At 72.8% G+C, this 18,804-nt stretch carries 14 protein-coding genes; 5 read left to right on the forward strand and 9 right to left on the reverse strand.

Features of this window, described 5'->3' with window-relative positions:
* Window positions 1-26 precede the first annotated feature (26 nt).
* Complete coding sequence (locus FDO69_RS30565; RefSeq protein WP_104784344.1) at window positions 27-3,122, reverse strand: glycoside hydrolase family 2 TIM barrel-domain containing protein; 3,096 nt, start codon at window positions 3,120-3,122, stop codon at window positions 27-29.
* 256 nt (window positions 3,123-3,378) lie between these two features.
* Between FDO69_RS30565 and FDO69_RS30570 the strand changes: the two genes are divergently transcribed.
* Together FDO69_RS30570 and FDO69_RS30575 are read left to right on the forward strand one after the other, a co-directional pair.
* A complete protein-coding gene (locus tag FDO69_RS30570; RefSeq protein ID WP_104784347.1) occupies window positions 3,379-5,766 on the forward strand; it encodes a SpoIIE family protein phosphatase in 2,388 nt (795 codons plus the stop codon).
* 293 nt (window positions 5,767-6,059) lie between these two features.
* Entirely contained in the window at window positions 6,060-7,319 is a 1,260-nt protein-coding gene (locus FDO69_RS30575; RefSeq protein ID WP_104784645.1) for an SLC13 family permease, read from the forward strand.
* Window positions 7,320-7,331: 12 nt separating this feature from the next.
* On the opposite strand, the gene FDO69_RS43135 is transcribed toward FDO69_RS30575, so the two are convergent.
* On the reverse strand, window positions 7,332-9,887 hold the full coding sequence (locus FDO69_RS43135; RefSeq protein ID WP_234388182.1) for an RICIN domain-containing protein: 2,556 nt from the start codon (window positions 9,885-9,887) through the stop codon (window positions 7,332-7,334).
* A 372-nt stretch (window positions 9,888-10,259) separates the two neighbouring features.
* Window positions 10,260-11,114: a helix-turn-helix domain-containing protein gene (locus FDO69_RS30585; protein ID WP_104784648.1), complete on the reverse strand. Its 855-nt coding sequence runs from the start codon at window positions 11,112-11,114 to the stop codon at window positions 10,260-10,262.
* A gap of 273 nt (window positions 11,115-11,387) precedes the next feature.
* Here FDO69_RS30585 and FDO69_RS30590 point away from each other — a divergent pair, with 273 nt between their 5' ends.
* A complete protein-coding gene (locus tag FDO69_RS30590; protein ID WP_104784350.1) occupies window positions 11,388-12,230 on the forward strand; it encodes a phytanoyl-CoA dioxygenase family protein in 843 nt (280 codons plus the stop codon).
* A 17-nt stretch (window positions 12,231-12,247) separates the two neighbouring features.
* On the opposite strand, the gene FDO69_RS30595 is transcribed toward FDO69_RS30590, so the two are convergent.
* The 5 genes from FDO69_RS30595 to FDO69_RS30625 all read right to left on the reverse strand — a co-directional run bounded on the left by FDO69_RS30595 (window position 12,248) and on the right by FDO69_RS30625 (window position 16,138).
* Window positions 12,248-13,216, reverse strand: a complete 969-nt coding sequence (locus tag FDO69_RS30595) for an aldo/keto reductase (RefSeq protein WP_104784353.1) — start codon at window positions 13,214-13,216, stop codon at window positions 12,248-12,250.
* Between the two features lie 118 nt (window positions 13,217-13,334).
* The gene (locus tag FDO69_RS30600; protein ID WP_104784356.1) at window positions 13,335-13,871 is read right to left on the reverse strand and encodes a flavoprotein; all 537 of its coding nucleotides are present in this window, start codon (window positions 13,869-13,871) and stop codon (window positions 13,335-13,337) included.
* Window positions 13,872-14,108: 237 nt separating this feature from the next.
* Entirely contained in the window at window positions 14,109-14,567 is a 459-nt protein-coding gene (locus tag FDO69_RS30610; protein ID WP_104784362.1) for a nuclear transport factor 2 family protein, read from the reverse strand.
* Between the two features lie 164 nt (window positions 14,568-14,731).
* Window positions 14,732-14,929: a ferredoxin gene (locus tag FDO69_RS30620; protein WP_104784365.1), complete on the reverse strand. Its 198-nt coding sequence runs from the start codon at window positions 14,927-14,929 to the stop codon at window positions 14,732-14,734.
* A 12-nt stretch (window positions 14,930-14,941) separates the two neighbouring features.
* Window positions 14,942-16,138, reverse strand: coding sequence for a cytochrome P450 (locus tag FDO69_RS30625; RefSeq protein ID WP_104784367.1), 1,197 nt, complete (start codon window positions 16,136-16,138; stop codon window positions 14,942-14,944).
* Window positions 16,139-16,490: 352 nt separating this feature from the next.
* On the opposite strand from FDO69_RS30625, the gene FDO69_RS30630 reads away from it, so the two are divergent.
* A complete protein-coding gene (locus FDO69_RS30630) occupies window positions 16,491-17,123 on the forward strand; it encodes a LysE family transporter (RefSeq protein ID WP_104784370.1) in 633 nt (210 codons plus the stop codon).
* A 103-nt stretch (window positions 17,124-17,226) separates the two neighbouring features.
* Window positions 17,227-17,676, forward strand: coding sequence for a nitroreductase family deazaflavin-dependent oxidoreductase (locus FDO69_RS30635; protein ID WP_104784373.1), 450 nt, complete (start codon window positions 17,227-17,229; stop codon window positions 17,674-17,676).
* 157 nt (window positions 17,677-17,833) lie between these two features.
* Here FDO69_RS30635 and FDO69_RS30640 read toward each other — a convergent pair whose 3' ends face one another.
* On the reverse strand, window positions 17,834-18,754 hold the full coding sequence (locus FDO69_RS30640; RefSeq protein ID WP_104784375.1) for a cation diffusion facilitator family transporter: 921 nt from the start codon (window positions 18,752-18,754) through the stop codon (window positions 17,834-17,836).
* Between the last annotated feature and the right edge of the window lie 50 nt (window positions 18,755-18,804).

Here is an 18,804-nt window from a genome sequence, read left to right on the forward strand (position 1 = left end):
GCCGTCCGGACCGTGACGCCCGGGGCTCAGGCGGCCGGGGCGTCCAGCCGGCTGATGCGGATCGCCCCGCGGGGCTCGCCGGGGTGGCGGCTCGTCAGGGTCAGCCGGATCCGGGAGCCGCGGAGAGCCTTGAACGTGATCACGGTGGGAGTGTCGGAGGCGGCCGCCCAGCGGATCTCGGTGTCCCGCGCCGCCTGCCACGCGCGGCCGTCCCACACCGCCACCTCGATCGCCGCGGGCAGACTGTGCGCGGCGTCCACGGTGAAGGAGACGTCCACCCGGTCGTAGCCGCGGGTGCGCCCGTGGTCGACCGAGACCCAGTCCTTAGCCCGCGCACCGTCGAAAGCCGGCAGCAGGGCCGTGGCCTCCTTGAAGAAGCCGTTGGACCAGCCGGTGGCCGGGTCGCCGTCGAGCATGGCGGCGGGGAGGGTGTCCGGGCGGCCGGAGTAGCCGGCGTCCGCGTACGGGCGGCCGACGGGGGCCGGGTGCTCGGGCTCGAAGGCCGGCGGCGCGGTCTCGGCCCGGTCCGCGGCCCGGGTGGCCCGCACGGTCGCCGTGCCCGCGCGCAGCCCCCCGGCGCGAGCGGTCACCTTCACCGCGCCGGCCTTCGTACCGGATCGGACGATGGCGAGGGCCTTGCCGTGGAAAGCGGTCCGGGTACTCGCCTGGTAGCGCTCGGCGCTCTCCTGTCTGCCGTTGTCGAGTCCGGCGAGGGAACCTCCTGTCACCGTGAAGGACAGCAGGTGCTCCGCGTCGGGCACCACCACCCCGTGCCGGTCGACGACCTCGGCGGTCACGAAGACCAGGGAGCGGCCGTCCGCGGCGACGGCCTCGCGGTCCGCGGTGAGGCGTATCGCGTGCGGGGCTCCCGCGGTGCGCAGCACGTCGGTGGCGACCACCTTGCCGCCCCGCCGTGCGACGGCCTTCAGCTCGCCCGGTTCGAAGGGGACCCGCCAGGTCAGGTGGAGTTTGCCCGCGCTGCCGTTGGGGCTGGTGTAGCTGCCGGGGTGGGGGCCGTCGGTGAAGGTCTTGTCGTCACCGGTCGCCTCGGTCGTCTCCAGGTACGGGCGGCCGTCGACGGTCTTCTTGGTGTCGAACCGCCGTACGCCGAGGGACCTGCCGTTGAGGTACAGCTCGACGGTGCCGACGTTCGCGTACGCCCAGACCTCGACCGTGTCGCCCTTGGCGTGGTTCCAGGTCGTCGGCAGCAGGTGGACCATCGGCTCGCTGGTCCACTGGCTGCGGAACAGGTGGTACATGTCCTTCGGGAAGCCCGCCGTGTCGACCGCCCCGAAGAAGGACGCCTTGACGGGGAAGACGTCGTAGGGCGTGGGTTCGCCGATGTAGTCGATGCCGGACCAGAGGAACTGCCCGGCGAACCACTTGCGGTCCCGGTCCTTCTTGTGGCCGTACTCGCCGCTCATGGTCCAGGAGGCGAGGTTGTTGTCGTAGGAGGAGGTCGCGCGTCTGCCCGGGGTGTGGTTCTCGCCGGTGTTGAGGTGCTCGGGCTCCTGGTAGGCGCCGCGGGTGGAGGTCTCCGAGGAGGACTCCGACTCGAAGAGGAACAGGTGCGGGTAGGCCGCGTGCAGCTGGTCCACCGACTTGGCGGTGTTGTAGTTGAGGCCGAGGCCGTCCAGCTTGGCCAGCATCAGGTCGGCCGCGGAGCCCTTGGCGGGCAGGCGGCGGTACTTGTCGGAGCCGATGACCAGCGGGCGGGTGTCGTCGGCGGCCCTGATCGCGCCGATGATCCGGTCGGCCATGGCGAGGCCGGCGGTGGAGGTGGAGTCGGGGACCTCGTTGCCGATGGACCAGCTCAGCACGGCGGGCGAGTTGCGGGCCGCCAGCACCATCTCGGTGGCGTCCTTCTCGCACCACTCGTCGAAGAAGCGGCCGTAGTCGTACCGGTTCTTGCCGGTGCGCCAGCAGTCGAACGCCTCCACCAGCATGACGACGCCGAGCTCCTCGCAGACCTGGATCACCTCGGGCGCGGGCGGGTTGTGCGAGGTGCGCAGGGCGTTGACGCCCATGGAGCGCATGATCTCCAGCTGCCGCCGGACGGCGTCGATGCTCACGGCGGCGCCGAGTGCGCCCAGGTCGTGGTGGAGGTCGACGCCCTTGATCTTGTGGTGGGTGCCGTTGAGGGAGAAGCCCTCGTCCGGGTCGAAGCGGAAGGTGCGGAAGCCGAAGACCGTGCGGTAGGTGTCGGTGGTTCGGCCGTCGACGCGCAGTTCGGTGTGCAGGGTGTAGCGGTGGGGTGTGGCGAAGTCCCACAACTCCGGTCTACTCACCGTCAGTTCGTGGTTCTCGGTGTGCTCGCCGGTGACGGCCGCGGTGGTGGAGGTACGGGCGACCGTCCGTCCCTTGCGGTCGACGATCCGGGAGACCACCTCGACGTCCGTGCCCTCGCCAAAGGCGTTGACGACGGAGGTGGCCACCCGTACGACGGCACGCTCGGCGGAGATCTGCGGTGTGGTGACGCGGGTGCCCCAGCGGGCCACGTGCACCGGCTCGGTGATCACCAGGCGGGCCTCGCGGTAGATGCCGCTGCCCGAGTACCAGCGGCTGCTGGGGAGCCGGTTGCGGACCTCGACGGCGATCACGTTCTCGGTGGTGCCGTCGGTGTGCACCAGGTCGGTGAGGTCGAGGGCGAAGCCGGTGTAGCCGTAGGGGTGGCGGCCGGCCTCCGTACCGTTGCAGTAGACGGTGGAGTCCATGTAGACGCCGTCGAACTCCACCGAGACGCGCTTGCCGGCGAGGGTGGGCGGCAGGGTGAAGGCCAGGCGGTACCAGCCGAGGCCCCCGGGCAGGAAGCCGGTGCCGCTGGTGGTGCCGTGCTCGGTGGTGGGGGTCTGCTCGATGCTCCAGTCGTGCGGGACGGCGGTCTCGCGCCATCCGGAGTCGTCGTAGCCGGGACGGTGGGCGTCGGCGTAGGCGCCGGTCGGGTCGGTGATGCCGCCCGGGTTCACCAGCGCGAAGCGCCAGCCGTCGCGCAGCGCGACGGTCCGGCGGCCGGGCGCGCCGCGCCCCTCCCCGGCGGCCCACGCTTCCGGGGCACCGAGCAACGCTCCGGCCGCGGGCGTGGCCGCGGTGGCGAGCAGGACCGATCTGCGCGTGACCGACATGGAACTCTCCCTCACAAGGGCCCAGAAGTACTCACAACTGATCGCGAACAAACAGATTCTGTCGAGGCGTCATGCCCGGCCGTCAAGGGGGCGGCGGGACCCTTCTGCCTCGGCGATCACTTCGGCCGGATCTGTGCCTCGCCCCCTGCCGGGAAGGCGGCGCGGGGGTTACCGGTCCACGCCGGGCGCCTACGGACTACGCTGGAACTCAACTGACTTCCCTGTTCACTGTGAGTGTCCGTATGGAGTCGCGACGATGAGTCCGGACGAGGGGTTCGACGATGGCGTGGCAGCCCGCGCCGTCATCGCCGTCGACGGCACGCTCACCGAGTGGAGCGAGGGCGCCCGCCGTCTGCTGGGGCACACGGCCGCCGAGGTCGTGGGCCGCCCGGCCGCCGCACTGCTGGCCGACGGCGCGGACCGGCCGTCCGTGCCGGACGACTCCCGCTGGAGCGGCACACTCACCCTGCGTCATCGCGACGGCCACCCGGTGTCCCTGTGGGTGCTCGCCCACCGCAGACCGCCCGACGGGGCCGAGGCGACCGATTGGCTGGCGGTGTCCCCGCCGGAGGCCGCCGACCTGGGGCTTCCGGACGACCCGCTGGTGCGCATGGCCCTGACGCAGTCGCCCTGCGCCACGATGATCTTCGACGGGCGGCTGCGGCTGCGCGGCGTCAACGAGGCGATGGCGGACCTCCTGGCCCTGCCCGCCGGCCGGATGCTGGGCCTGAAGCCCACCGACATCGGCAGTCGGCCACCCAACGCCGAGCTCGAGGAGAATCTGCGCCGGGTGCTGCGCACGGGCCGACGGCAGGACATGCAGACGTACATGAAGGCGACCGGCGAGAGCCGGGCGGCACACGCCTGGCTGGCCAGGATGGCACCGCTCACCGACGGCACCGGCCAGGTGCGGGGCGTGTGCGTGACGGCCCACGACTTCTCCGACCAGTACCGCTCGCGGGAACGGCTGCAGCTGGTCAACGAGGCGAGCGTGCGCATCGGCACCACCCTCGACGTCACCCGTACGGCCCAGGAGCTGGCGGACGTGTGCGTGCCGGCGCTCGCCGACTTCGTCAGCGTCGACCTGCTCGACCCGCGGGAGCTCGCCGGTGAGCCCGCCGGGCCACCGATCCCGCCGCTGAGCCTGCGCCGGACCGCCCACCAGTCGGTCAACAAGGGCAGCCCGGAGGCCGTCGCCGAGCCGGGACAGGTGGACGTCTACCCGGAGAACTCCCCGCAGGCCGCCTCCCTGGTCGCGGGGCACACGGTCGTGGCCTCGGGCGCGTCGGGCGACCTCGAGCGGTGGCTGGCATGGGACCCGGCGCGTTTCCAGCGGATCCAGGAGTACGGCATCCACTCCACGATGTCCGTCCCGCTCCAGGCCCGTGGCACGACCCTCGGCGTGGCGGTCTTCACCCGTTTCCGGCGCCCCGAGGCGTTCACCCCCGATGACGTGCTGCTGGCCGAGGAGGTCACGGCCCGGGCCGCCGTCTGCATCGACAACGCGCGCCGCTACTCCCGTGAGCGCGAGACGACCCTCACGCTCCAGCGCAGCCTGCTGCCCCGCACCTTGCCGCACACGGCGGCGGTGGAAGCCGCCTCCCGCTACCTGCCGGCCACCCGCTCCGGCGTGGGCGGCGACTGGTTCGACGTGATCCCGCTCTCGGGGATGCGGGTCGCCATGATCGTGGGAGACGTCGTCGGCCACGGCATCCAGGCGTCGGCCACCATGGGCCGGCTGCGCACCGCCGTCCGTACGCTCGCCGACATCGACCTGGCGCCCGACGAGCTGCTCACGCACCTCGACGACCTCGTCGTCCGGTTGTCGGAGGAGTCCGGCGGGGACGACGACACCGGAGAGGTGGGCGCGACGTGCCTGTACGCGGTGTACGACCCCGTGTCACGGCGCTGCACCCTGGCCCGGGCCGGGCATCCTCTGCCCCTGCTGGTGCCGCCGGGCGGCCCGGCGCACCAGCTCGATCTGCCCTCGGGGCCACCGCTGGGCGTCGGGGGGCTGCCGTTCGAGGCCGCCGAGGTGGAGCTGCGCGAGGGCAGCGTCCTGGCCTTCCACACGGACGGGCTGCTCGTGAGCCGCGAGCGGGACGTCGACACGAGCGGCCGGATGCTCCGCGAGGCCCTGTCGGCTTCCTCCGCCTCCCTGGACGAGACCTGCGACCGCGTGCTGAACACCCTCCTCCCGCCGGGCGGCTCCAGCGACGACGTGGCCCTGCTGCTGGCCCGCACCCGCGGCCTGCCGTCCGCCCAGGTCGCCACCTGGGACATCCCCGCCGACCCGGCACTGGTGGCCCCCATCCGCAAGCAGGTCGTCGACCAGCTGGAACGCTGGGGGCTGCTCGAAGCCACGTTCACCGCGGAGCTGGTGGTCAGCGAGCTGGTCACCAACGCCATCCGTTACGGCGCGCCGCCCATACGGCTCCGGCTGATCCATGACGCGGCCACGCTGATCTGCGAGGTGTCCGACACCAACCACACGGCACCGCACCTGCGCCGGGCGAAGACCTGGGACGAGGGCGGCCGCGGTCTGCTCCTGGTCGCCCAGCTCACCCAGCGGTGGGGCAGCAGGCACACCGGCGAGGGCAAGACGATCTGGGCGGAGCTGGCCCTGCTCGGCGAAGAGCTCTGAGCACACGTTCCCGAGCCCACGGACGATCCCGGCAGATCCTGACCTGCTCGACGGTCGAGGACGAAGCGCACGCTCCCGAACCCACGGACGACCCGGCAGAGCCGGTCTGCTCGACGGCCGGATGTGGGCGCGCGATCCGCGCCGGCAGGCGGGCGGCCCGCGTCGGCCGGTGCCCCCTGACAGCGCCCATGACCACAGCGGGCCCTGCCCGGGACGGGGCTCGCGAAGGTTCTCTTACCAGCGCCTGGTTTCATGGGCGGGCACGCCCAGATCACGCTCCGGAGGACCCCGCCCTGAACGCCCCGCTCGCCGAAGTCCTGTCCGTGACACTGCTGGCCGCCGTGCTCGTCTGGGCCGTCGCCCGCCCGAAGGGCCTGCCCGAGGCCGTGCTGGCCGTGCCCGCCGCCGGGCTCGCCATCGCCCTCGGGGTGATCTCGCCGGAGCACGCCTGGGAGGAGATCCAGCGGCTCGGGCCCGTGGTCGGCTTCCTTGCCGCCGTGCTGGTGCTCGCCCACTTCTGTGACGTCGAAGGGCTCTTCACCGCCTGCGGGGCGTGGATGGCCCGCTGGGCGGCGGGGCGTCCCACACGGCTGCTGACCGCGGTCTTCGCGCTCGCGTCCGTCATCACGGCCGTACTCAGTCTGGACGCCACGGTCGTCCTGCTGACTCCGGTGGTGCTCGCCACCGCCACCCGCATGGGCGTGCAGGCACGGCCGCACCTGTACGCGTGCGCCCATCTGTCGAACACCGCCTCGCTGCTGCTGCCGGTCTCCAACCTCACCAACCTGCTGGCCTTCACCGCGAGCGGGCTGAGCTTCACCCGCTTCGCGGCCTTGATGGCGCTGCCCTGGCTCGTCGCCATCGCCGCCGAGTACCTGGTGTTCCGCCGCTTCTTCGACGACGAACTCGCGGCGCCCGTGCCCTCCCCCGACCCCGCCCCACGTCCCGAACCGCTCCCGCTGTTCGCCCTCGTCACCGTCGGCTGCACGCTCGCCGGGTTCGTCGTCGCCTCCGCCGTGGGGATCGCCCCGGCCTGGGCCGCGACGGCCGGCGCTCTGGTGCTGGCCGGGCGGGCGCTGGTGCGGCGCCGGGCCACGCCGCTCACGGTGGTGCGATCGGCGGCCCCGGCGTTCCTGGCGTTCGTGCTCGCGCTCGGCGTCGTCGTGCGTGCGGTCGTCGACCACGGGCTGGCCGACGCGCTGCGGAGTGTCTTGCCCGACGGCACGGGGCTGCTGACACTGCTGGGCGTGGCCGCTCTGGCCGCCGTCCTGGCGAACCTGATCAACAACCTGCCCGCGGTGCTGGTGCTGCTGCCCCTGACCGCCGGGTCCGGTCCCGGTGCCGTGCTGGCGGTCCTGCTCGGTGTGAACATCGGCCCCAACCTGACCTACGCCGGATCGCTGGCGACCCTGCTGTGGCGGCGGATCGTCCAGCAGGACGGGCACCGGGTCGGGCTCGGCGAGTTCACACGGCTCGGGCTGCTCGCCGTACCGGCGGCGCTGGTGTCGGCCGTGGCCGCCCTGTGGCTGTCGCTGACCGTCGTCGGCGTCTGAGCCCACGCCCAGTCAGCGTCGGCCGTCTCCGTCGTAGCCGTAGCCGTAGCCGTAGCCGCCGTGGCCGTACCCGTATCCGGGGTAGCCGTAGCCGGGGTTGCCGTACCGGCCGTCGGAGTCGCAGTAGTAGCCGTAGCGGTGGCAGGACGAGTCGGTGGCGGCCGGGCTGCTCGGCGTAGGCTCCGGGGCCGAGGAGGCCGGGGAGGGGGTCGGGGTGGGCGCGGGCGTCTTCGGCGGTGCGGGAGACGGGGCCGGTGCGGGTGCCGAGCGGACTGCCGGAACGGTGGCGTTCCAGGTGACGGCCTGCATCTGGAGGTCGGCCTTGGCGGTGTCGATCACCCAGCGCTGGACCTCGTCGTCCGTCCGGGCCTTGAGGACCAGGGCTCCCGAGCCGTCGGTCGCGGCGGGGGCCAGGGCGAGGTCCTGGTCCCAGCGGGGCACGAGGGCGCCCTGCAGGGTGAAGTCGTAGCGGATGCTCTTCGGGTCCGGCCGGGAGGCACCCGCGCAGGGGGCCAGCCGCACCGAGTAGCCGAGCTGCGAGTCCAGGCACAGGTCCGGCGCGGCGCCGTTGCGCAGCAGTCCGTCGGTCTCGTACGTCCACTGCTGGGCGGCGTCCGCGGAGCAGGTCGTCAGCTCGGCCTCGCCGCCCTCGACGGCCTTCGTGCCGTCGATGCCGACGCACAGGTCCGAGGCCACGTTGTGCAGCCGGCCGCGCAGGGCGCCCTGCCGTGCGTCGCCCGCGCCGGTCCGGGACGGGTCGGTGCTCCCGTCGCCGGCGTTCGCCTCGGGTGCCTCCCCGGCGGGCCGGTCCGCGCCGGCCGGGGCGCTGTCGCCGGAGTCGCCGGTGGACCACAGGACCAGGGGCAGGACGACGAGGCCGCCGACGGTCAGGATGCCCGCGGTGAGATGGCGCCGCCTGGCGACACGGCGGGCCGCCTTGTGGGCGGATCTGGCCGACCTCCGGGCGGCGGTGCGCGAGCCTTCGGGTCGGGGGGCCGGGATCACGGTCTCCACCGGCAGGGAGCGGCCCGCGTCGGCCGGAGCCCGTGCCGCGTCCGCGGCCGGGTCACCGCTCTCGGCCCTGGGAACGGGCGGCGGTACGGCCGCCGGGCCGCCCGGCTCGGTGAACGACTCCCCGACCGCGCCGGTGAGGGCGACCGGGTCCGGGAAGACCTCACGCCCCTCGCCGGCCGGCCCGGGAAAAGCGTCACGCGCTGCATGCGGTGGGGCAGGGAACTCCTCACCCGCAGTGCCGGCCGGGCCGGAAAAGCCCACTCGCACCGCACCGGTCGGATCCGCAAGGCCCTCGCGGGCCGCACGGGCGGAATCCGTCAAGCCCTTGCGCACCGCACGGGCCGGTTTCGTCAAGCCCCTGCGCGCCGCACGGGCCGGACCCGGAGACACCTCGCGCGGCGCACGCGGCGGGGCCGGGAAGCCCTCGCGTGCCTCACCCGTCGGCCCCGGAACGCCCTCACGCGCCTCGCCCATCCGCCCCGGAAAGACCTCGCTCGCCTCACCGGTCGGCCCCGGGAAAGCCTCACGTACCGCACGGGCCGGGTCCGGAATGATCTCGTACGCCATACCGGCCGGCTCCGGGAAGACCTCCCGCGCCAGGGCCACCGGATCCGGGAACAGCTCGCGCGCCGCGGCTGCCGGGGCCCCGGCGGCGGCCGCACCGGCCACTCCCCCGTGCCGCTCGCGCTCCACGGCACGCCCACCCCCTGCGTGGTCCCCCGCCTCGCTGATCCGGCTCTCCGCATACCCCCGCCCGCCCCAGCCCAGCACCCCTTCCGACAGGGCGACGCCGAGGCCGTGGTTGAACTGGTCGAGCTGGTCCGCGGCGACGCTGCAGTGCCCGCAGCCCTCGATATGCGCGCGTAGATCGGGGTCGATGTCGAGGCCCCCACGCCGGTACGTCACGTCGAGCAGGCGCAGATAGCGCCGGCACTCCTCGTCGGGGGCCAGTTCACGGTGGAGCTGGAGGCACTCCTCGCGCAGCCGGTCCCGGGCCCGGTCCAGTTCGACGCGCGCGCCCTCCTCGTCCAGACCGAGCAACGCGGCCGGGGACGCGAGCGGTTCGGTCTCGACCTCGACGTGCCACAGCAGGCAGCGGGCGGACTGGGGCAGCCGCTGGAAGGCCCCGGACAGCAGGCGCCGGTGCCGCGACGGCAGCAGACGGGAGGCGAGCCGCTCCCCCTCGCCGGTGCCGGCCAGCAGCTCCGGGTGGAGCATGTCGCACCGGTGGTCGCCCGCCCACTCGGCCGCGATACGCCGCACGGTGACGAGCAGATGGGACCGCCACGCGGAGGTCGGGCCGTTCTGCCGGAGGGTCTCGCCGAAGAGCCGGGTGAACGCCGCGGTGGTGAGCATGCCCGCGGAGCGCGGACCGTCGGTGCACAGCCGGGCGTAGGCGAAGGCCGCCTCCCAGTGCCGGTCCAGCAGTTCGCCGACGGGGTGGAGTGCGGGCGTCGCCCCGGTCCACTTCCTGAGCTCCGCGCTCAGTTGCTCGTCCGTCGCGCCGAACCCGCGGGCCGAGGCCGGGGAATTCGACGGGCCTGCGTCTTTCACGGCTGCATTCCTCTCAAGGACATGCGGAATAAAGTCCGTACCAAGGGGTATGCCGGCCGGCGGCCTCGCGCATACGAAAGAAAGGCGTGTGGGGGCACGCCGACATGACACACCTTTGCACAGGTCAGGGGAAGGGAACAAGAGATCTTGCGGTTTCGCGCATTGCGCGGCCCGGCAGCGCCTTTTGACAAGAAGTCAGCCAGTGGCGCGAAAGGCATTTCCGTGCCGTCTGTCCCTTTCTTTACGACTGACATTTACCCGCCCCGCCGGTCACCCGGAAACCATTGAGTCACCCCCTGAGCAGCAGCTCACACGGTCGGCGGCGTTTGTGCACCGGCCTTTCGGGGTCTGCGGCGAAACCAATAGCGGTGCTCAGCCGGTCGCATCGCCGTGCGTCGTGCGGTACGCCCCGGGTGGCGCCCCGTAGCGCTCGCGAAAGGCGCGGTTGAAGTGGAACGGGCTGACGAAACCCGAGGCAGCGGCGACGCGTTCCACGGGCAGGTCGGTGCTCTCCAGCAGCCGGGCGGCATGGCGCAGCCGTGCCTCGCGCAGGGCCCGCATGGGCGAGCGGCCGAGCTGGCTGCTGAACAGGTGGGCGAAGCGGGACGGCGACAGTGCGACGCCCTCCGCGAGAGAGTGGACGGTGTGCGGGGCGCCCGGGTCGGCGTCGATCAGCTGTTGTGCGCGACGGATCCGTGCGTCGAGGCCGGGCCGGGGAGCCGTCGGCCGGGCGGCGGCGGTGGTGAGGAGGACGATCTCCTCCAGTGCGCACAGGGCCAGTTCGCGGGCAGCGCTGCCGTGGGCCACGGCGACCTGCCCGTCCGGGGGCGACCCCTCGGGCGGTGCTTCGGTGCCGGTCCAGCGGGCGTCGGCGTGCATCCGCCGGAACGCCGCCTCGACGCGGCCGTGCACCCCGGCCGGAGCGGAGGTGACCACGTACATCCCGTGACCGGCGGCGTGCGGCCGCAGCCACGCGGCCCAGGACGGGCGGGCCTGGCAGTGCGCCCACCAGAACCGCCAGTGCCGGGCGCCGGGCTCGACGCCGTAGCCGTGCGGGACGCCCGGGGCGAGCACGACCAGTGCGCCCGCGCCGGCCGAGGTGTGCGCACCGCCCTGCCACAGTCGGCCCCGGCCTGCGGTGGTCCAGGTGAAGAGCCAGCTCGCGGATCCCTGCGGGCGGTTGACGCCGTACCCGGGCGTCTGGTCGAAGTGGCCCAGCACGACCAGCCCGGGCGGCGGTGCGGGATCCCCGGCGTTCCCTGCGTATGCGGTGCCCTCGGCGTTCCCGGGCTCGCCGGTGCCCTCGGCGTTCCCGGGCTCCCCGGTGCCCTCGGCGTTCCCGGTCTTCTCGGTGTCCTCGGCGTTCCCGGGCTCCCCGGCATTCCCGGTGCTGCCCTCCGCAGCACTCCCAGGCAATCCCTCAGCATGCACGGGCATCCTCCTCGATGGCCTCGCGGCCTAGCGTTTGCGACCGAGGACACCCGACCGAGGAGTACGTACATGACAGTCACGGGCAACGGCGCCGTCGGCGCCTCCATCGTGGACCGCGAAGGGCTCCGGCGGTACCGGGAGGGGTTCGAGGAGCACGGCTTCACGGTGGTGCGGGGGCTCTTCGGGGCCGACGAGATCGACCGGCTGTGCGGGGCGTTCGCGGCACTGCGGGCGGCCGGTCCGGTGCCCGGGCACTTCGAGCCGCGCGCGGTGGACGGGCCGGATGCGGATCCCCTGCACGTGTGGCCCCGGGTGATGCACCCGCACGAGATCAACGACCTCGGGCGTGAGGTCCTGCTCGACGCCCGGCTGCGGACGGTTCTGGAGGCGCTGCTCGGTGAGGAGGTGCTGGCCGCGCAGAGCATGTTCTACTTCAAGCCGCCGGGGGCCCGGGGGCAGGCGCTGCACCAGGACAACTTCTACCTCAAGGTGGAGCCGGGCACGTGTGTGGCGGCCTGGGTGGCCTGCGACGTGATCGACCGGGAGAACGGCGGGCTGGAGGTCGTGCCGGGCACGCACCGCATGGACCTGTTCTGCCCGGAGCAGGCCGACGCGGACGTGTCCTTCGCCCGGGAGTACGTTCCCCCGCCGGCGGGGCTGGCGCCGGTGCCGGTGGACATGGCGCCGGGCGACGTCCTGTTCTTCAACGGGAGCCTGGTGCACGGATCGCAGCCGAACCGGGCGGCCGAGCGGTTCCGGCGGTCGTTCATCGGGCACTACGTGGGCCGGTCGACGGAGCGGATCGGGCGGTTCTACCGGACGCTGACGATGAGCGGGGCCAGGGTCGAGCTGGCGGAGAGCGAGGGGGCGGGCCCCTGCGGAACGGAGTTCGCATCGCAGGGGCCCCACTGACCTTCGGGCCGTCGCGTTCAGTGCCCGGCGATGGGATGGGGACCGTACGGGCTCTGGAGTTCCTCCAGCTCCTTGTCGCTCAGCCGGATCTCCACCGCGGCCACCGCGTCCTCCAGGTGCCCGGGCTTGGAGGCGCCGACGATCGGGGCGGTCACCGTGGGCTGGTGGAGCAGCCAGGCGAGGGCGACCTGCGCGCGGGGGACGCCCCGCTCCCCGGCGATGCGGGTGACCGCCTCGACGATGGTGCGGTCGCCCTCCTGGTACAGGCTGTCGCCGAAGGCGTCGGTGGCGCTGCGCTCGGTCGTGGTGTCCCAGTCCCGGGTGAGACGGCCGCGGGCGAGCGGGCTCCAGGGCAGGACGCCCACGCCCTGGTCCGCGCACAGGGGGAGCATCTCGCGCTCCTCCTCGCGGTAGATCAGGTTGTAGTGGTTCTGCATGGAGACGAAGGGCGTCCAGCCGTTCAGACGGGCGGTGTACTGGGCCTTGGAGAACTGCCAGGCGTACATCGAACTGGCTCCGATGTAACGGACTTTGCCCGCCTTGACGACGTCGTGGAGGGCCTCCATCGTCTCCTCGATCGGGGTGTGCGGGTCGAACCGGTGGATCTGGTAGAGGTCGACGTAGTCGGTGCCGAGGCGGGTGAGGCTCTGGTCGAGCTCGGTCATGATCGCCTTGCGGGACAGTCCGCTGCCGTTCGGTCCGGGCCGCATCCGGCCGTGCACCTTCGTCGCGAGGACGATCTCGTCGCGGCGGGCGAAGTCGCGCAGGGCCCGGCCGACGATCTCCTCGCTGGTGCCGTCGGAGTAGACGTTGGCCGTGTCGAAGAAGTTGATGCCCGCCTCGACGGCCTGGCGGATCAGCGGGCGCGAGGCCTCCTCGTCGAGGGTCCACTCGTGAGTGCCGCGGTCGGGCAGCCCGTAGGTCATGCACCCCAGACAGATCCGTGAGACGTCCAGGCCCGTCGAACCGAGCTTCACGTACTGCATCGTTGTTGCTCCTGCCGTCGGGAAGGTTCCACGGGGAGCGTACGTCTTCGTGTGCGCTCGAAGACGAGGCCGGGCGGGCCGCCTGACGGACCGTCCGCGTGTGGCCCGGGCCGATTCGTCAGCGGCGTTCGACCAGGTCCAGGGCTCGCTTCCACCCGAACTCCGGCCGCCCGCCGTCCTCCCCCGGCTCTCCCGCGTAGGGCTCTGCGAACCGCACGCCCATCCCCCGCAGCCGTTCGTGGCTGTCCCGGTAGGCGGGGTGGGAGGCCAGGGCGTCCGCCACGCACGGCAGGACCGCGATCGGCACCCCGAGCCCCGCGGCCTCGCACAGGGTGCCCAGAGCGAGGGTGTCGGCGATGCCTGCCGCCCACTTGTTGACGGTGTTGAAGGTGGCGGGGGCGACCACCACGGCATCGGGCGCCGGGAACGGGCGCGGCTCGCCGGGCGTGCGCCAGGCGGAGCGTATGCGGCGGCCCGTTCGGGCCTCGACGGCGGCGGTGTCGAAGAAGCCGTTCATGGCGACGGGCGTCGCGATGACGCCCACCTCCCAGTCCCGTTCCTGCGCGGCGGTGATCAGTTCGCCGACGTCCGCGGCGATGCCGGCGGCGCAGACGACGACGTAGAGGAAGGGCTTGCGGGTGGCCTGTTCGGTCATCCCGGAAATCCTAGGTCGTGTCCGCAAAGTCCCGTCGTTCGCCCTGGAGGGCGGGCCCCGCGGCGTCTGGTGCGTGCTCTCGGCGTGCCGGGCGGAGTCCCTCGTACTGGACGTACTTGGGGCTTCGTCCGGTGCGGCGAGTGGGGGTGCCCCCTGCTCGAAGAGCTCGGGGGGAGCGTGCCAGGCGTCGCGGGGCAGGCGGGACTTTGCGGACACGGCCCAGCGACTCCCCCGGGCTCACCGGACGGGGAAGGTGTCTTCGCGCTCGGACTCCGGCCGGGGGCCGAAGAAGCGGCGCTCGTTCTCCTCGATCGGCACGTCGTTGATGCTCGCCTCACGCCGGGTCATCAGGCCGTGCTCGTCGAACTCCCACAGCTCGTTGCCGTAGGAGCGCCACCACTGCCCGTCCGCGTCCCGGCACTCGTACTGGAAGCGGACGGCGATGCGGTTGCCGTCGAAGGCCCACAGGTCCTTGCGCAGTGCGTATTCCTGCTCGCGCTCCCACTTGCGGGTGAGGAACGCGGCGATCTCGGCGCGGCCGGTGACGAAGGTGTCGCGGTTGCGCCAGACGGAGTCCGGCGAGTAGGCGAGGGAGACCTTGTGCGGGTCGCGGGTGTTCCAGGCGTCCTCGGCGGCCTGGACCTTCTGTGCGGCGGTCTCGCGCGTGAAGGGCGGCAGCGGCGGGCGGTCGGTCATGGATCCTCCCTGTCAGCGGGGGAGAACGACCGTTCTCCCCGGTGCGGTTGTTCCTGCCGGCCGAGGATGCCATGGTCACGGCGGGCGTCACCAGGAGCGCCGAGCCCGCGGCCGGGGCGCGCGAGGCGGCCCGGCGGCTCCTGGACGCCGGGTGAGATCCGGGATCAGCTCACGGTCTCGGACACGGTGATGGCGCCGACCGGGCAGGCGCGGGCTGCCTCCCGCAGCAGCGGGCTGCCACTGTCCTCGCCGCCGGGCAGCACCGTGCTGTAGCCGTCGTCGTCCTGGGTGAACACGTCCGGGGCGGTCAGGGCGCACTGGCCCGCGCCGATGCAGACGTCCTTGTCGATGTCGATGTGCATGTGCGCGTGCCCTTACCAGGTCACGGGGAGTTCCAGCATCCCCTGGATGGTGTCGCCCGGCTTGAAGGGGATCTCCTCGGCCGGGGCGGCCAGGCGCAGGCCGGGCAGCCGGTCGAAGAGGCTGTGCAGGGCGATCTCCAGCTCGGCGCGGGCGAGGTTCTGGCCGAGGCACTGGTGGATGCCGAAGCCGAACGCGACATGGTGACGGGCAGGGCGGCTCCAGTCCAGTGTGTCCGGCTCGGGGTAGACGGTCTCGTCGCGGTTGATGACGGAGGTCGCGAAGACCACGCCCTCGCCCTCGCGGATGGTCGTCCCCGCCACCTCGATGTCCTCGACGGCCAGGCGCAGCATGCCGTCCGCGATGGACAGCATCCGCATCAGCTCCTCGACCGCGGCCGGCAGCAGCCGCGGGTCCGCGCGCAGCTCGGCGAGCCGCTCGGGGTGCTGGAGCAGGGTGAAGGTGCCGAGCGAGATCATGTTGGCGGTCGTCTCGTGGCCCGCGACCAGCAGGATGAGGGCCATGGCGATCAGACCCTCGCGGTCGAGGTCGCCCTCGCGCAGCTGCCGGTGGACCAGGTCGTCCAGCAGGCCGGTGCCGGGGTCCCGCTGCTTGCGGTCGATCAGTTCGCCGAAGTAGGTCTCCAGCCGGTCGCGGGCGTCGAGTACGTCGGCGGTCTCCGGGCCGCGCAGCAGCCGTCGCGACTGGGTCTCGAAGAAGTCGTGGTCGGTGTAGGGGACGCCGAGCAGGGCGCAGATCACCATGGACGGCACGGGCAGCGCGAAGGCGCTCACCAGGTCCGCGGGCGGCCCCTGGGCGATCATCGCGTCGAGCCGTTCGTCCACGATCTGCTGGATGCGTGGCCGGAGTTCGACGGCCCGCTTGAGGGTGAAGTCCCCGACGACCATCCGCCGCTGGGCGCGGTGCTCGGGGTCGTCGACGCCCAGCAGGGCCGTTCTGCGGTTGCGGATCCCGGCGAAGCGCTTGGTGGGGGCGGGGAAGCCGGGGCGGTCGCGGTTGGACGACAGACGCGGGTCGGCCAGCAGGGCGCGGGCGGTGGCGTGCCCGCTGACGAGCCAGGCCTCGCGGCCGTCGAAGAGGGTGATCCGGGTCAGGGGGCGTTCGGTGCGCAGTGCGTCGTAGGCGGCGGGCGGGTGGTAGGGGCAGGTCCGGCTCTGGGGGAAGGCGACGGGTGCGGTCGTGTCCGTCATGAAGACCTCGCAGACGAGTAGTGCGTCGTGCCGATCTTCATTAGATGCCCGAGGCATCTAACCGTGCGACGTGAAGTTCGGCCAGATCGCCGACGTCGGCAACATGGCCGGGGAATGCCGTCCTCCCGTTCGAACGACAGGGGCGGGAGGCCTGTCCGTGCGGGGTCGGCGCCCGCGCCGGGGCCCGGGCGCGGGGGCGCCGACGCGAAAACCGGTTGTCGGCACGGCGGGGCAGACCGCAGGATCCGGCCATGCCTGCATTCACCGTTCTGCTGCCGCTGTCCGCCGTCGCCTCCGCCGCGCGCCGACAGCAGCAGCCCGGCCGCCGCGGAGGACCGACGCCGCCCCGGTCATGACGGCCGCGCTGGTCGCGGGGCTGCTCGCCGGGTACGGCATCGCCGTACCGGTGGGCGCCGTAGGGACCTACCTCGTCTCCCTCACCGCACGCACCACCTTGCGCACGGGCGTCTGCGCCGCGCTGGGCGTCGCCACCGCCGACGGGCTCTACGCCCTCGCGGCCACCCTCGGGGGTACGGCCCTGGCCTCCGCGCTGCGGCCCGTGCTCGGCCCTCTGCGGTGGGTCTGCGTGCTGGTGCTGCTCGCGCTGGCGGCACGGGGCGCGGTGACCGCGGTGCGCGAGTACCGCGGCCACCGTCTCGCCACCCGGTCGGCCCCCGCTCCCCCGAGCCCCGCCCGGGCCTATCTGGGCCTGCTGGGCATCACCCTGCTGAACCCCACCACCGTCGTCTACTTCGCCGCCCTGGTGCTCGGTTCCCGGGCCACGGGACCGGCCGGCCCCGTGGAGCAGGGCGTGTTCGTCGTGGCCGCCTTCGCCGCCTCCGCGAGCTGGCAGGTGCTGCTCGCCGGGAGCGGGGCACTGCTGGGCCGGGCGCTGACCGGCCGCCGGGGGCGGCTGGCGACGGCGTGGGTGGCGAGCGGGGTGATGACGGCGCTGGCCGTACGGATGGCGCTCGCGCCGGGTTGAGGGCCGGATCCTGCCGGATCCCGTGGGTGCGGATGATTCCCCGGGGCACGGGTGTTGATGGCAGGTGGCGATGAGCCTCGGACGCGACGATGGGACGGATGCCATGCCTCTCGAAGGCGAGTACGAACCCAGCCCGACGCAGTGGGTGCGCAAGCAGGTGGAGCTGTACGAGAGCTCCGGCGGTACGGAGGGGACGACGCTTCAGGGCTCGAAGATGCCGGTCGTCGTCTTGACCTCACGGGGTGCCAGGAGCGGGAAACTGCGCAAGACACCGGTGATGCGCGTGGAACACGAGGGGCGCTACGCCGCGGTGGCCTCCCTCGGCGGGTCGCCCAAGCACCCCGTCTGGTACTTCAACATCCTGGCCCACCCGCACGTGGAGCTCCAGGACGGGCCGGTGAAGCAGGACATGACCGCCCGTGAGGTCACCGGCGAGGAGAAGGCGGCCTGGTGGGAGCGGGCCGTCGCGGCGTACCCGGCGTACGCCGACTACCAGAAGAAGACGGACCGCGAGATCCCGGTCTTCGTCCTGGAGCCGACCGAGGGCGGCTGACAGCGGGCCGGCTGCCCTGTGCGGGCAGCCGGCGGACCGTGCCTTCAGCCGGCGGACGTGTGGACAGTCGAAGCTCTGCGGGCGGACCGTGCGGGCAGCCGGCGGAAAAATCTTTCGCCCCGGGTGTGTGAACCGGCCGCGGTGGGGCACGCGAGGTTCAGGCCCCGCCGCGCTCCCCCGTCGCGGCGGGGCTTTCCGCTGCCTCGCGGGCGGGACGGTCGGTCACGTCGAGAAAGATCTGGTCGGCCTCGGGCACCGTGGAGGCGATGGATCGCTTGATGCGCACGGCGACCTCCTCGACGCGCTCGCTGTCCATGCCGGGCACGAGGTCGACGCGAGCGGCCACCAGAGCCGTGTCGAGTCCGGTCTTCATCGTGAACAGCGCCTCCACACTGTCGATCTCCGGCTGTGCCCGCAGCAGCGCGCGGATCCGCCCGCTGGACTCGGGGTCGGCCGCCTCGCCGATCAGCTGGTCGCGGGCGTCGCGGCCCAGCCGGAAGGCCACGTAGACCAGCAGCGCACCGATCGCGATCGAGGCCGACCCCTCCCACACCGCCTGTCCGGTGACCATGTGCAGCGCCATGCCCACCATGGCCAGGGTGACGCCGAGCACGGCGGTGCCGTCCTCGGCCACGACCGTCCGCAGAGCCGGATCGCGCAGCCCGGCACCCGCGCCGCCCTGTTGTCGCACCTGATAGAGGGCCCGCAGCAGCGAGCCGCCCTCCGCGAGGAGGGCGATTCCGAGCACGATCAGACCGGCCACATAGCCGCTGAGCTTCTCCTCCGTCTCGGTCGTCAGGGCCTCGAAGCCCTGGAAGAACGAGAAACAGCCGCCCATGACGAAGATCCCGACGGCCGCGAGGAGCGACCAGAAGAACCGCTCCTTGCCGTACCCGAAGGGATGACGCCGGTCGGCGGGGCGGCGGCTGCGGCGCAGGGCCGCGAGCAGGAACACCTCGTTCAGGCTGTCGGCCACCGAGTGGGCCGCTTCGGACAGCAGGGCCGGTGACCCCGCCGCCAGGCCGCCGATGGCCTTGGCCACGGCGATCACCAGATTGGCCGCGAGCGCCACCAGCACCGTGACGCGTGTCCTGTGATCACTTCCTTCATCAGTCACCCACGCCGATT

It is taken from the genome of Streptomyces tibetensis (assembly GCF_007655005.1).
Lineage (GTDB): Bacteria > Actinomycetota > Actinomycetes > Streptomycetales > Streptomycetaceae > Streptomyces > Streptomyces tibetensis.